Here is a 14371-nt window from a genome sequence, read left to right as displayed (position 1 = left end):
TTACCTGCCGGGGCGGGGCTTTTTTGCCCATATCGCCTTTAGCGCTGGTCGCAAGCGCTGGGGTGAATGTGGTTACTTTGGAGATACAACATGAACGAATTTACCCTGAATGCTGAAGTGCGTTCCGACCTGGGGAAAGGTGCGAGCCGCCGCCTGCGTCGTCTCGCAAGCCTGGTTCCAGCTGTAGTCTACGGTGGCGACAAAGCCCCTGAGTCCATCAGCATGCTGGCCAAAGAAGTTGCCAAACTGCTCGAAAACGAAGCGGCCTACAGCCACATCATCGAGCTGAACGTTGGCGGCACCAAGCAAAACGTCGTGATCAAAGCCCTTCAGCGTCACCCGGCCAAAGGCCACGTGATGCACGCTGACTTCGTACGCGTTATTGCCGGTCAGAAGCTGACTGCGGTTGTTCCAGTGCACTTCATCAACGAAGCTGCTCCGGTCAAGAAAGGCGGCGAAATCTCGCACGTAACTTCCGAGCTGGAAGTTTCCTGCCTGCCGAAAGACCTGCCTGAATTCATCGAAGTCGACCTGGCTGACGCCGAAATCGGCACGATCATTCACCTGTCCGACCTCAAGGCTCCTAAAGGCGTTGAGTTTGTTGCCCTGGCGCACGGCGATGACAAGGCTGTTGCCAACGTCCACGCTCCACGTGTTGCTCCAGAAGCGACTGAAGAAGAAGCTGCAGAGTAATTTCACTCTGTCGCCGGAGTGACCGGAAACATCGCGGACTGGAACGTAGCGAGACAGCGGGCGAGAACGCGAAGTTTACTTAACGGTAGATCCGCCATTTTCGTCCCACTGTCGCAACACCGTTTGAGCGCGACGTTGTTATCCACACTCCAGGAAGGGCCCCTATCGTGACTGCCATTAAACTGATCGTTGGCCTGGGAAATCCAGGCGCTGAATACGAACAGACCCGGCATAACGCAGGGGCCCTTTTTGTTGAGCGCATCGCGCACGCACAAGGCGTCAGCCTGGCGGCCGATCGCAAATATTTCGGCCTGACCGGGCGTTTCTCACACCAGGGTCAGGATGTTCGTCTGTTGATTCCCACCACCTACATGAACCGCAGCGGCCAGGCCGTGGCGACATTGGCCGGTTTCTTTCGCATCAAACCTGAAGAAATCCTGGTGGCCCACGACGAACTCGACCTGCCTCCGGGCGTCGCCAAACTCAAGCAGGGCGGCGGCCATGGCGGTCACAACGGGTTGCGCGACATCATCGCGCAACTGGGTAATCAGAATACCTTTCACCGCCTGCGGCTCGGCATCGGCCACCCGGGCGTTGCCAGCATGGTTTCAAATTTTGTCCTGGGTCGTGCGCCTCGCGCCGAACAGGAAAAACTCGATGCCAGCATCGACTTTGCCCTCGGCGTGCTGCCGGATATCCTCGCCGGTGAATGGAACCGCGCGATGAAAAACCTGCACAGCCAGAAGGCCTGACTCTACTCCGAGGGGAAACACCATGGGATTCAATTGCGGCATCGTCGGCCTGCCTAACGTCGGCAAGTCCACCCTGTTCAACGCCCTGACCAAGTCCGGTATCGCGGCCGAAAACTTCCCCTTCTGCACCATCGAGCCTAACAGCGGCATCGTGCCGATGCCCGATCCACGCCTGGAAGCGCTGGCGGCCATCGTCAATCCCAAGCGCATCCTGCCGACCACCATGGAATTCGTCGACATCGCCGGTCTCGTCGCCGGTGCCTCGAAAGGTGAAGGCCTGGGTAACAAGTTCCTGGCCAACATTCGTGAAACCGATGCAATCGCCCACGTGGTGCGCTGCTTTGAAGATGAGAACGTCATTCACGTCTCCAACAGCGTCGACCCCAAGCGTGACATCGAGATCATTGACCTTGAGCTGATCTTCGCCGACCTCGACAGCTGCGAGAAGCAACTGCAGAAAGTCGCTCGCAACGCCAAGGGTGGCGACAAGGACGCAGTGGTCCAGAAGGGCCTGCTGGAGCAGTTGATCGCCCACTTCACCGAAGGCAAGCCCGCGCGCAGCCTGATGAAGAACATGAGCACCGATGAGAAGCTGGTGATCAAGGGCTTCCACCTGCTGACAACCAAGCCGGTCATGTACATCGCCAACGTCGCTGAAGACGGTTTCGAGAACAACCCGCACCTGGACGTGGTCCGGGCCATTGCCGAAGAAGAAGGCGCCATGGTCGTTCCGGTCTGCAACAAGATCGAAGCGGAAATCGCCGAGCTGGACGATGGTGAAGAGAAAGACATGTTCCTCGAGGCCCTGGGCCTGGAAGAGCCCGGCCTGAACCGCGTGATCCGCGCCGGTTACGAAATGCTCCACCTGCAGACTTACTTCACTGCCGGTGTCGAAGAGGTCCGCGCCTGGACCGTACGCGTCGGCGCCACTGCCCCGCAAGCCGCTGGCGTGATCCACACCGACTTCGAAAAAGGCTTCATTCGCGCCGAAGTCATCGCCTACGCAGACTTCATCCAGTACAAAGGTGAAGCCGGCGCCAAGGAAGCTGGTAAATGGCGCCTGGAAGGCAAGGAATACATCGTCAAGGATGGCGACGTGATGCACTTCCGCTTCAACGTTTAAGAGAGCCCGTGGAATCACACGGACTTCCCTGGACGAAAAAATCCCCGTAATCATGACTGATACGGGGATTTTTTTCGTCTCGGGATTTCCACCGGTGACAGAGACTCGCCATACGCTTCAAACAAACGAGGCCGCGGATGCGGCCCCAATTCTTCCACGTTAGCTTTTACGCAACAGCACCCTCGTCACCCGACGCTCTTCAACCTCGACAACGGTCATGCTCCACTCTTGCCAATCGAGTTTGTCTCCGATGATGGGCAAGCGGTCCAGCAAGCTCATGACCAACCCGGCGAGCGTCTGATAGTCATCCGTCGCTTTTGCCTGGAAGCCGATGTGTTCGCGAACCTGGCTGAGATTCAGCGCACCGCTGACCAGAAATCCGTCATCCTGGGCCACGATGTTCGGACCTTCTATTTCACTGGCATCGGGCAGTTCACCGGCGATGGATTCGAGAATATCGGTCATGGTGAGAAGACCAATGAAATCACCGAACTCGTTCACCACGAAGGCGATGTGGGTCGACTCTTTGCGCATCTGTTCCAGCGCGTTGAGAATCGTGAAGTTGTCCAGCAGGTTGATGGCCTTGCGAGCCATGGCTTCCAGATTCGGCTCGTTGCCCGCCAACAGCTCCTTGAGCAACTCCTTCTTGTGGATGAACCCCAGAGGCTCATCCACACGGCCTTCGCGGATCAACGGCAACCTGGAATACGACGAGTGCATCAGCCTGGTGCGGATCTCGTCTGGGGAATCGGCCAGGTCGAGGTGGTCGATTTCCGCCCGATGCGTCATGACACTGCGTATTGGGCGCTCCGCCAACTGCAGCACACCACTGATCATGACCCGCTCACGTCGGTGGAAGACCTGTTCGGCTTCATCGCCTGACAGCATGTCAGCGATCTCTTCACCGACTTCATCAGCCCCCAACTTGTGCCCACCCAGTAAACGCATGACCGCATGGGCAGTGCGTTCGCGCATAGGGCGATGCCCCTGCATGCTCTTCTTGCGACGAGAGCGAGCCAACTGGTTGAACAGTTCGATCAGGATCGAAAAACCGATCGCGGCATAGAGGTAGCCTTTCGGAATGTGGAAGCCCAGGCCCTCAGCCGTGAGGCTGAAGCCGATCATCATCAGAAAGCCCAGGCAGAGCATGATGACGGTTGGGTGGCTGTTGACGAACTGGGTCAGGGGCTTACTTGCGATGATCATCAGGCCGATGGAGAAAATCACCGCGATCATCATGACCGACAGGTGTTCCACCATGCCCACGGCCGTGATCACGGCGTCCAGGGAGAAGACCGCGTCCAGCACCACAATCTGCGCAACGATAGGCCAGAACATCGCATAGGCGGCGTTACCTGTACGCTCGGTGACATGCCCCTCAAGTCGTTCATGCAACTCCATGGTGGCCTTGAACAACAGGAATACACCACCGAACAGCATGATCAGGTCCCGGCCCGAGAACGTCTTGTCGAAGACCTCGAACAACGGCTCGGTCAGGGTCACCATCCAGGAGATGCTGGCCAGCAGGCCAAGGCGCATCAACAATGCCAGCGACAGGCCAATGATACGGGCACGATCGCGCTGCTCCGGCGGCAGCTTGTCAGCCAGGATGGCAATAAACACAAGGTTATCAATGCCGAGCACCAGCTCCAGCACGATCAGGGTCAGCAGGCCAAGCCATGCCGTCGGATCAGCAATCCATTCCATAAGGGTTATTCAACCTCTCGTAGAGTCGGGGCGAAAGGTGCCAGGGAAAGAAGCTTTATCGAGCGGATAGAGCAAGGCATGACTTGGGAGGCGACACCGTTGGTCTCACTGGGAGAAATCGATGAGAAGCCTACGGATGGGATTTGGATAGCCAGCGATCCAGAAAAACCGGATAAACGCTGGGTAACGCAGAGCGGACTTGTAGAGGGCGCGGATTGAAAAAAACGACTGGGAGGCTCCAGAAGGGTGTTCATATAGACCTGAAAATAATTGGGGAGGTGATCCTATAATGTTTCCGAACGCGTCATACGCATCGAATTATTACAGAATCTGACATCCACGCACGCGGCGGCAGATGGGACGACTGCGCAGCTTCATGGATTTGCCAACGGCAACCTCACCACGAACTCGCTCCCCTTGCCATCCCCCTCACTCTTGCCGACCACTGTGCCACCGTGGCTTTCGACCAACTCGCGCACCACCGTCAAACCAATGCCCAGGCCAACGCCGTTGAAGCCGATGGCGTGAACATCCTGCACAAAGGGTTCAAAAATAAACGGCAGCGCCTTGGCCGAAATACCTATGCCGGTATCACGGATGCTGACCTGCAAGACACTCCCTTCGACGGTAACCGACAATTCGACGGTGCCGCCCACAGGGGTGTATTTGACCGCATTACCCAGCAGGTTGCCGAGAATCTGAGCAAGCCGTACCGGATCGCCGTACACCAGCTGGGCACACTCGGGCAGTGTGGCGCTGAACATCAACTTGCCGCTGACCATGGCCGGTTTACAGATATCGATGGCCTCGCGAACGATCTGCACCATATCGACAATCTGGCAATCGAGGCGAAACTTGCCGGTGCTGACGCGGGAGACATCGAGCAAGTCCTCCACTAATCGAGACATGTGCCGGACCTGACCTTCGATCAGCTTCTGCATGCGCGGCAACTCCTCACTCGGCACCCGCACCAGTCGGCCGGCAATCATGCTGATGGGCGTCAGCGGATGACGCAGTTCGTGGGCAACCAAAGCGAGAACGCTACGCTGGCGCTCCAGCGCCCGTTCGGCCGCGTCTTGCAGATGCTGCGCGCTGAGGGCGGCAATGACCAATTGCTCATTGGCCTCGCGCATCTGCCGATACAGTTGTTGTTCTGCCTGCGTGGAAGGTGGCTTTTCAGCCTCGGACTGGGCCGACAGGATCGCCAGGACCAGTTGCTGATTGGCCTCGATCAGTTGCTCGACATGTTGCTTGTCGGCAAGTTGGGTGTTGGCGTCGTTCAGCTCCTTGCGCAGCGCGGCCAGCACCGCACGCGCCTCGACGGTTTTCTGGCCGAGCAGGAACAGCTCGCGAGCGGCCATCGCCTTCGCCTGCTCATTCCCGCCATTGGCCTCATTCATGATGATGCCTCATCCAGTACCTTTGCCAGACATCTGCCGGGTAGGCCGGCCTCCGAGCAAACCTTCCTGATCCGGCAACATGTCACCGATCTGCAAACCGCTATCGTCAATGCTGTAAAGGCGTAACTCATCGGAGTGAGCGCTGGCCCGCACCTTGACCACGGCCATGATGCGCAATAAACGGCTTTGCACTTCAATGTAGCGCTGAACGATGATTGCATCGGTGAGAAAAGCCGTGCCGTAAGGACTGAATCGCAGATCCGTGTAGCGATCCTCCAACTCCGAGGTCAGCAATACACTGACACCGGCGCTGGTCAACGCGGTGACCATGCGCGACAGCGACTCGCGAAAGTCTTCGCGAAAGGTCGGCGCCAGGGCCAGTTCGAACCCCGACAGCGAGTCAATCACCACCCGCGTGGCGTTCAGGCGAGCAATCTCGCTCAACAGCAACTGCACGATCTCGTCGATGGACAGATCTGGAGCACGGCTATCCACCAGCCCGACTTTGCCGCTTTTAATCAAGTTTGAGAGGGTGGCGTTCTGGGAGTGATTCGGGCGCTGCTCGAACACGGCGATCACGCCGTTTTCACCGTTTCGCGCGCCTTCAGCGAGAAACGATGCCGCGAGAATGCTTTTTCCAGAACCCGACGGGCCAGCAACCAACAGGGAGTAACCGCGCGGCAGGCCACCACCGAGCATTTCGTCGAGCTGTGGCACACCCATTCCCAAGCGTTTGATGGGGAACTCCAGCGGAGCTTCGATCGGATTGTAGGGCGCAGGGGCAAATACCTTGATTCCCGATGGGGCGATACGGAAAGTGTGCAGACCCGGCAGCGTTGGCTGGCCACGCATCTTCATGATTTCCATCTTGCGCACCATGGAATTGCGCTGAACGCTCTGGCGCAGCCAGATCAGTCCGTCGGCCACGGTGAAAATCGGGTTGGTATCGGTTTCGGTAAAGTACTCACCAATCAGGAAAGTCGTGGCCTGCCAGGTGGTCATCAACATGCCCAGTTGCTGGACGAACTGCGGCAAGTTGTTATTCGGGTTGTCCTGGGTCTGGCTGGCCAGCACCACCGAGCGGAACGAGTCAACGAACACCAGTGCCGGGGAGTGCGCCTCCACCTCGCTGACAATGCGCCGCAGCACTTCGTCCAGATCCCCAGCCAGGGTGTCGTCAGCCAGGTTGACGTAGCGGATCGAATGATTGATCGCGTCGCTGTCGAAGAAATCGAACTGCTGCTGATAGCGCAGCATCTTCAGTGGTGGCTCACCCAGCACGGTAAAAAACAGCGCCGGACGTGCGGGGGTCGCCAGGGCAAACATCATCTGGTGCGCGAGGGTGGTCTTGCCGCAACCGGGTGGGCCGGCGATCAGATTGAACGAAAACTCCGGCAATCCTCCGCCCAAGACCTCGTCCAGTCCTGGCACGCCGGTGGCCAAGCGGTTGATAGTCACTTTGCTGCTCATGGCGAATTTTCCTGCGAAGGGGTGTCGCTCAAAGAAGAATCCCACACGTCACGAAGCAAACGTGCGGTAAGCGAGGGTCCGATCAGCGTGGTCAGCAACTCATAGAAAGTGGTCAGCAACATTTCACCGAAAAACCGCGCATCGGCTTCGCTTTGCTCAACAAGCACTGAATTCAGGGCGGTCAGAACCATGCCGGACGGCACCTTGTTGCAGGTGCTGGTCAGGCGCGGATGAGCGGAGCCACACAGATGCAGGCTACGGCGATACAACGCGACAACCCCTTGCTGACCAATGACGGGCGTCAGGGTCGCCTCTATATCCTGCAAGATGGAAACGATCGCGTGGGCGGTCTTTGCAATGTCAGCGTTGGGGCCAACGCGGTGCGCCAGAGAAGCTACGATCTGACGGCTCTCTTCGCTTAGCGTGGACATGGCTAACTGGTATCCGATGGGCGAGTATCGATAGTACACCCTCAAGGGCGTTACCGAGACCCTATTGGATAACGCAATGCAATTGCGCTCATTCAAGAACTGGATTGAACTGTGGCGAGGGAGCTTGGTCCCTCGCACAATAAATCTTGAGTCACGCGTGGCCAGAAAACCCACTACCCCCTTTTGACTTTGAAGCGCCCCAGCACGCGCTGCATCAAAGATGCTCGCTCCGAAAGATCCTTGGCCGCCACCGCGCACTCTTGTGAGTTGGACTGGTTTTTCTGCGTCACTTCATCGATCTGCTCCAACCCGATGCTGGCCTGTTGCAGGCCTGAGGCTTGCTCGCTGGAAGCTTGATAGATCAATGAAACCAGGTTGGAAACAGCACTGGTTCCGCTGACGATGTTTTTCAGCGATTCGGCGGTCCGGCCTGCGATGATCATGCCGCGTTGCGTTTTGCTCGAGGAGTCAGCAATCAATGCAGCCGTCTGCTGGGCGGCCTCGGCGCTGCGGGCGGCCAGGCTACGCACCTCATCCGCCACCACAGCAAAACCACGCCCCAACTCACCTGCCCTGGCGGCTTCGATAGCCGCGTTCAACGCCAACAGGTTGGTTTGCGCGGCGATGTTGTCGATGGTGGTGATGATCGCGGTAATGTCTTTGCCCGAATTGTCGATTTCGGCCATGGCGGCAATCAGCTCACTCATCAATTTGTCGCTTTCCCCGGCATCGGCCCGTGATGCCTGGGACTGCTCATCGGCCTTTTTGGCATTGGCGGCGTTGTCCCGGGTCTGTGCGGCCATTTGTGTCATCACCGCGCTGATTTCAGTGATGGACGACGCGGAATTGGACGCCCCATCGGACAATGACTGGCTCAGGTCGGTAACCTGCGCCGAGCTGCCGGTGATCTGGGTGGCGCTGGCCTGAACTTCGCCAATCAGTTGGTTCAGATTACCCACCATCTTCTCCAGTGACCTGCCAAGGGTATCGTGGGGCGAAGACAACCGGACCTCCAGGTCCAGATCACCTTCGCTAATGCGCTCGGCCACCCTGACCTGCCGTTGCAGGCTTTCAGACATATCGTTGAGCGCGACAGACAACTGGCCCACTTCGTCCTCGGTTTTTTGCACCAGGCGACGCGAGAAATCCCCCAGGCTGATGTTGGCTGCCAAGGCGGCGGCTTCGCGAATCGGCCCAACGATTTTTGCGGCGGCAAACCACAGGGCGACCAGCGCCAACAGCGAAACGCCCAGGCCAACCGACACCTGCCAGATGCTGTTGCTGATACTGCGCGCCTGTAGCTCCTGCTCCAGGGCAATGGCCTGAGTCATGACCACTGCCTTTGGCAGGCGAATCAGCACCGCCCAGGGTTTACCTGTGCGCCCCAGCTCAATGGGCATCAGCACTTCGATATGCTGGGTGTGCGGATTGAGCAGACCGTCACCACGACCACTCTGGATATCGCGCAGCACTTTCTCCCAAGAGTCAGGCAACAAGGCCTTGATGGGCTGGCCAATCAGGTCGGTACGCTGACTGTCCGCGACTACCAGCCCCTGGTTACTCAGAATCGACACCGTGCCCTTGCCACCGTAGAGATCGGCCGACATCTGCTCGCTGAGTTTCTGGATAAAGTCGATATCGAAGTCAGCGCCGACCACGCCGTAGAACTTGCCATCGGATACGATCGGCACCGACAAAGTGGTCAGCCATACGTTTTTGCCCTGAACCACATAAGGAATGGGGTCCAGCACGCTTTCCTTCAGAGTGTCGCGTGGGCCGCTGTACCAACCCCCTTTGGGTACACCGTTCGGGTGGCGATCCGGGGAGTCATACTCGACCAATGGCTGTACTGCCACATGTCCGCCAGCGCTGCGCGTCCAGTAAGGCGTGAAGCGCCCGGTCAACGGATTACTGCCGTCCTGTGCGTTGCGCAACACAAGATCCTGACCATCCAACGCGTCCGGTTCCCAGCAGGAGTAAGTGCCATTGAAGTCCGGGTTATCTTTTAGAACACTGAGCAATACCGTGTTGATCTGCTCACGTCCCAACGCCAAAGGGCTCTGCGAAGCCTTGCTGGAGGCAAAGGTATTGGCCATGGTACGGGCCGCATCCAGAGCATTTTGCAACTTGGCCTGAATGGCATTGGCACGGGACTCGGCCAGGTTCTGAATTTCCCGGATCGTTGATTTTTCAACCAGCGCCGAGACTTCGGTCGCCACGTATTGTTCATTAGCCCTGGCGGTAAAGAGCCCGTAAATAACCAGGCTAATTGATGAAACAAACAGACATACGCCTGCCGTGACACAAATGCGTGCCTGCAACGACTTGAACTTCATATCATCCCCTGCCTGATTATTTTTATTGCCAACGTTTAAGACGACAGCCTCAAACTTGTGCACAACACGGCAAATAACAATCGCTCACGGCTGTTTACGCTGTCCACGAGGCAATCGCCTTGAACGGACGCGGCGATACAGCTGCTTTATAAGTATTTGAAGCGTGGCAGGTAGGGGCGTGAGTCACCTCACCCGAGGGGTGAAGGTATTCAGATCAAGAGCCGAAGGCCTTATGTCCGAAGACAATAAGAGCGGCGGGTGGAAAGAATGTGGAAAGCTGCTTTCCGGTCACCCCAGCGGACTCCCTTGAAGATTGCCGCTGCGTCCATTCAATCCATCAACCACAGCAGCAAATTAACATGACCGACCTTTATACAAAATCAAACTTAAGACTTATACAAAACGGTACTTTAGTAGCGACTCCAAGCAACTAATCAAATCGCTCTGGTTGGCGGGTATTTTTTCAACGTTTTGCAATTCAGTTGTTTGCAAGGCCCGGCGGGGCCCACTCGCCTCCGCCGGTTGAGTACACGTCAGTTTTTTCTGCTTTTGGGCAGAAAAATCGCCAGGGCTCCAAACAACGGCAAAAACGAGCACAACCAATACACATACTCGATGCCACGGATGTCCGCCAGATGCCCCAGCAGCGCGGCGCCAATCCCGCCGAAGCCAAACATCAAGCCAAAGAACACGCCGGCAATCATGCCGACGTTACCCGGCACCAGTTCCTGGGCATACACCACGATGGCCGAGAATGCCGAAGCCAGGATGAAGCCGATGACCACGCTGAGAATGCTGGTCCACAGCAGATCAACGTAAGGCAGGATCAGCGTGAACGGTGCCACGCCAAGGATCGAGAACCAGATCACCGCCTTACGTCCGATCCTGTCGCCTATCGGACCGCCAAAGAAGGTCCCCGCCGCCACAGCGCCGAGGAACAGGAACAGATACAACTGCGACGACGCCACCGACAGGTCGAACTTCTCGATCAGGTAGAAGGTGAAGTAGCTGGTGAAACTGGCCATGTAGAAATACTTGGAGAACACCAGCAAACCCAGCACCGCCAATGCACTCAAGACCCGGCCCCTGGACAGACCATGAGTAGCCGCCTGGCCTTGCTTGAGCTTGAACAGGTTGAGGTGATTGGCGTACCAGCGGCTGATGCGGTACAGCACGAACAGCGCAAACAGTGCGAACAGGCCGAACCAGGCCACATTACCTTGCCCGTAAGGAACGATGATCGCCGCCGCCAGCAACGGGCCGAAAGCAGAGCCGGCGTTACCGCCGACCTGGAACGTCGACTGCGCCAACCCATAACGCCCGCCCGACGCCAGGCGTGCGACTCGCGAGGCTTCAGGGTGAAAGGTCGAGGAGCCAATACCGATCAGACCGGCGGCCAGCAGGATCATGGCAAAACTGCCAACCATGGACATCATCACGATCCCGATCAGCGTGCAGACCGTACCGGCGGGCAGCAGCCAGGGCTTGGGGTGCCGGTCCGTGTGATAACCCACCCAGGGCTGCAGCAGCGATGCCGTCAACTGGAAGGTCAGCGTAATCAAGCCAACCTGGGTGAAGGTCAGCCCATAACTGGCCTTGAGCATCGGGTAAATAGACGGTAGTACCGCCTGGATCAGGTCGTTGATCAAATGCGCCAACGCCACGGCACCGATGATGCGCATGACCAAAGGGCTGCTTTGAGGTGTGGCAGGGATAGACGCGGTATCGACCTGGGTATCGCTGATAGCCATGGGAGTTTCCATACGGGGTTTGCACAGGAAGCGGATTCATCAATGTGCCATTTTTCGGTGCAGCAAGGCTATCCCCTTAGCTTGCTATCGACTTGAAATATTGTCAGCGAGCTCGGTAATAGCGCAAAGCCATGGTCTGAATCTTGCCTTGTTAACGGTCTACAACGCGGCCCCTTACAAAGGGGACCGAGAATGGGAAGTTTCGCTACAGAGCCAGCCTACAGAGCGGGCCTGGACAAACTTTCGAGGCCTTTTAAAAGGGCACCTGTTTCGGCACTGTGTCGAAACGCACAAAAATAGTGCAAAGGTGTTCAGGGGAGTATGGGCATGCAGGCTTTTCTATCACCGGGAATCAGGTTGCTGGGGCGTTTCGGCTTTGCCCGCAAATTTCAGTTGCTGTTCCTGCTTTTCATCCTGCCACTCATGGGCAGCCTGTGGATCATCGGCCAGGACTATCGCGACAAACTCAGCCTGATTTCCGAAGAACGCGCCGGGGTTCGCCAGTTGCTGGCCCTGGATAACCTGGACAACCTGCTCGCCGCCCAGCGCAACCGCGCGGCCCGTTGGCGAGCCACGGAAACCAATCGCCAGGCAACACCCGCAACGCTTGCCGCGATGGCTGCTTTCGATGCCGTGCAGCCGGCCCTCAACCAGGCCGCCAATGATCTGGGCAGCACCTTGCAAACCGAAGGTGCCGAAGCCGACACCCTGGCTCGCTTCCAAACGTTGCAAACCAGTCTCAATGGTCTTGATTCGAAAAGCCTGGGCACCGTCGGTTGGTGGCCGGACGGCTATGACCGCTTCACTGCGGCCTTGAGTGCCCTGCAAGCCTTGCGCGAGCAGATCGTCATGGACAATCGCCTGACCCTCGCCTCCTGGCTGGAAACCTACCTGCTGATCCAGATCTCGACCCAGCAGACACCGGACCTGATCGAGCGGGTCGGTCGCCTGGCCAGCGTTGGCCAGGCCTCCGTTGTGTCGGGTCAGTTCACCCTGCAAAGCCGCCTGCAATTGCGCGACCTGCGCAGCCGGATCGGCGATGCCCGGGATCAACTGGTCAAAACCGGTGGAGTACTGCAAGCGCGCCTGCCCAACGAACTGCAAGCCTGGGCCGGACAATTCCAAGACAGCCTCAAGCATCTGGATTCCGGCCTGAAAGTCCTGGATGAAGGGGTCTTCGCCGGCTCCATCAGCCTCAAGCCGGAAGAATTCGAGAAACACATGGATGCGCTCCTGGCGGACTTGGCGACCTTGCGCCAGCAGTCTCTGATGGCTCTGGATGCGCGACTGGACCACTACCACTCCTCGGCCATCCGCCAATTCACCCTGGTGGCCACGGTGCTGGGTTGTCTGCTGTTGGCCGCGCTTTACCTCTTCATCTGCCTGCAAGCGTCCATCCGCCGCAGCGCCAGTGGCATCACATTACTGGCCGAAGCCCTGCGTGACGGCAACCTCAGTCTGCAAGTGCCGGTACAAGGACGCGACGAACTGGCGGCCATCAGTACCGCTCTCAACGTTGCAGTGGTGCAGTTGCGCAACAGCCTGTTGGGTGTGGACCACGAAACGTTGCAGTTGAGCAATGCCGTTCGCACCCTCAACACGCACTCCAGCGGCGCCCTGGGCGAAGTCGAAGCCCAACAGATGCAGATCAGCCAGATCGCCGCGGCCGCCACGCAACTGGCCGCCACCTCTCAAGGGGTCGCCAGAAGCTGTGAGCAGGCCTCCGACAGCGCCCAGCAGACCCGGCGTATCGCCGCCGACAGCAGCCGCGACAGTCAACGCACTACGGCGAGCATCCAGCAACTCAACCAGCGCCTCAACGAAACCGCCGCCGCATTGGGCCGGGTCAGCGAACAGGGGCAACAGATCCAGATGGTGGTCGACACCATCCGCGGCGTGGCCGAGCAGACCAACCTGCTGGCCCTCAATGCCGCCATCGAAGCCGCTCGCGCTGGGGAACAGGGCCGTGGTTTCGCGGTGGTGGCCGATGAGGTACGCAGCCTGTCGCAACGCACCCAGTCCTCCACCCAACAGATTGCTGGCACCGTCGACAGCCTGCGCGCTACGGTCAACGAAGCGGTCAGCCTGATGGAAGCCGCATGCGGCCAGGCCCAGACCGACGCGCAAGCCGTTACCGGCCTTGGCGAGCGCCTGGGAGAAATTGCCAGCGCCGTGCAGAGCGTCACCGATACCCTGGCGCAAATCGCCACCGCGGTGGACGAACAAGCCAGCACCGCCGACGAGGTCAGCGGCAATATCCAGCAGGTCGACCAGGCGGCCATGCGATTGCTTGAAGGGGCACGCGCCGTGAACCTCGCGGCGGATACTTTGAGCCAGGGCAGCCAGGCCCTGAGCGCCAACACAGGGAGATTTCAACTCGGTTGACGGGTATTTGCGGCGAGGATTGATAAGCGGTTGAAAGCGCTGAGAAATATTTCAGATTTACGCTTGACACATCTTCGTTACCGGCGAATAATGCGCGCCACTTGGCTACATAGCTCAGTTGGTTAGAGCATAGCATTCATAATGCTGGGGTCCGGGGTTCAAGTCCCTGTGTAGCCACCAAGTACTAAAAACGGCTTATCGAAAGATAAGCCGTTTTTTTATGCCTCGATAAAAGCCGTCCCCCAAGTCCGCGCTGATTTGCGCCCGACGCCTCGCATCGCTACAGTCGATCCCTATCCCCTGGCCCACGGATGGAGCGACAC

The 14371-nt window shown here is 58.1% G+C and carries 10 protein-coding genes, 1 tRNA gene and 1 pseudogene; 5 read left to right on the top strand and 7 right to left on the bottom strand.

Translation table 11 applies throughout. The annotated features are described in order from the left end of the window. The first annotated feature begins 90 nt into the window (after window positions 1-90). From PSH91_RS04565 to ychF, 3 genes are all read left to right on the top strand, one after another. Complete coding sequence (locus PSH91_RS04565) at window positions 91-693, top strand: 50S ribosomal protein L25/general stress protein Ctc (RefSeq protein WP_047229393.1); 603 nt, start codon at window positions 91-93, stop codon at window positions 691-693. Between the two features lie 167 nt (window positions 694-860). Then, entirely contained in the window at window positions 861-1445 is a 585-nt protein-coding gene (gene pth / locus PSH91_RS04560) for an aminoacyl-tRNA hydrolase (protein ID WP_047229392.1), read from the top strand. A 22-nt stretch (window positions 1446-1467) separates the two neighbouring features. Then, window positions 1468-2568, top strand: coding sequence for a redox-regulated ATPase YchF (ychF, locus tag PSH91_RS04555; protein ID WP_047229391.1), 1101 nt, complete (start codon window positions 1468-1470; stop codon window positions 2566-2568). Between the two features lie 159 nt (window positions 2569-2727). Here ychF and PSH91_RS04550 read toward each other — a convergent pair whose 3' ends face one another. The 7 genes and pseudogenes from PSH91_RS04550 to PSH91_RS04525 form a co-directional block, all read right to left on the bottom strand. Then, window positions 2728-4275: a TerC family protein gene (locus PSH91_RS04550; RefSeq protein ID WP_047229390.1), complete on the bottom strand. Its 1548-nt coding sequence runs from the start codon at window positions 4273-4275 to the stop codon at window positions 2728-2730. A 374-nt stretch (window positions 4276-4649) separates the two neighbouring features. Beyond that, complete coding sequence (locus PSH91_RS04545) at window positions 4650-5675, bottom strand: HAMP domain-containing sensor histidine kinase (RefSeq protein WP_274091315.1); 1026 nt, start codon at window positions 5673-5675, stop codon at window positions 4650-4652. A gap of 9 nt (window positions 5676-5684) precedes the next feature. Beyond that, window positions 5685-7145, bottom strand: coding sequence for an ATPase domain-containing protein (locus tag PSH91_RS04540; RefSeq protein ID WP_173407384.1), 1461 nt, complete (start codon window positions 7143-7145; stop codon window positions 5685-5687). Beyond that, on the bottom strand, window positions 7142-7576 hold the full coding sequence (locus PSH91_RS04535; protein WP_047229387.1) for a hypothetical protein: 435 nt from the start codon (window positions 7574-7576) through the stop codon (window positions 7142-7144). Before PSH91_RS04535 ends, PSH91_RS04540 begins: the two co-directional genes overlap by 4 nt. A gap of 173 nt (window positions 7577-7749) precedes the next feature. Beyond that, a complete protein-coding gene (locus tag PSH91_RS26675) occupies window positions 7750-8538 on the bottom strand; it encodes a methyl-accepting chemotaxis protein (protein WP_370695186.1) in 789 nt (262 codons plus the stop codon). 159 nt (window positions 8539-8697) lie between these two features. Continuing rightward, window positions 8698-8907, bottom strand: a pseudogene (locus PSH91_RS26670) (chemotaxis protein); the annotation flags it as partial. A 1538-nt stretch (window positions 8908-10445) separates the two neighbouring features. Then, a complete protein-coding gene (locus tag PSH91_RS04525; protein WP_139051150.1) occupies window positions 10446-11663 on the bottom strand; it encodes an MFS transporter in 1218 nt (405 codons plus the stop codon). Between the two features lie 327 nt (window positions 11664-11990). Between PSH91_RS04525 and PSH91_RS04520 the strand changes: the two genes are divergently transcribed. Next, entirely contained in the window at window positions 11991-14048 is a 2058-nt protein-coding gene (locus tag PSH91_RS04520; RefSeq protein WP_274091314.1) for a methyl-accepting chemotaxis protein, read from the top strand. Between the two features lie 103 nt (window positions 14049-14151). Next, window positions 14152-14228 (top strand) — tRNA-Met (locus tag PSH91_RS04515). The last annotated feature ends 143 nt before the right edge of the window (window positions 14229-14371 follow it).

This window comes from Pseudomonas sp. FP1154 (assembly GCF_030687245.1).
In the GTDB taxonomy this organism is placed as follows: Bacteria; Pseudomonadota; Gammaproteobacteria; order Pseudomonadales; family Pseudomonadaceae; genus Aquipseudomonas; species Aquipseudomonas rhizophila.
The sequence above is the reverse complement of the archived record's forward strand: the minus strand, read 5'-3'. Positions and strand labels throughout refer to the sequence as shown.

Bases quoted from the DNA above. Each gene is read 5' to 3' on its own strand.
- PSH91_RS04565 (WP_047229393.1), top strand. From the start codon at position 91: ATGAACGAATTTACCCTGAATGCTGAAGTGCGTTCCGACCTGGGGAAA.
- ychF (WP_047229391.1), top strand. From the start codon at position 1,468: ATGGGATTCAATTGCGGCATCGTCGGCCTGCCTAACGTCGGCAAGTCC.
- PSH91_RS04550 (WP_047229390.1), bottom strand. From the start codon at position 4,275: ATGGAATGGATTGCTGATCCGACGGCATGGCTTGGCCTGCTGACCCTG.
- PSH91_RS04545 (WP_274091315.1), bottom strand. From the start codon at position 5,675: ATGAATGAGGCCAATGGCGGGAATGAGCAGGCGAAGGCGATGGCCGCT.
- PSH91_RS04540 (WP_173407384.1), bottom strand. From the start codon at position 7,145: ATGAGCAGCAAAGTGACTATCAACCGCTTGGCCACCGGCGTGCCAGGA.
- PSH91_RS04535 (WP_047229387.1), bottom strand. From the start codon at position 7,576: ATGTCCACGCTAAGCGAAGAGAGCCGTCAGATCGTAGCTTCTCTGGCG.
- PSH91_RS26675 (WP_370695186.1), bottom strand. From the start codon at position 8,538: ATGGTGGGTAATCTGAACCAACTGATTGGCGAAGTTCAGGCCAGCGCC.
- PSH91_RS04525 (WP_139051150.1), bottom strand. From the start codon at position 11,663: ATGGCTATCAGCGATACCCAGGTCGATACCGCGTCTATCCCTGCCACA.
- PSH91_RS04520 (WP_274091314.1), top strand. From the start codon at position 11,991: ATGCAGGCTTTTCTATCACCGGGAATCAGGTTGCTGGGGCGTTTCGGC.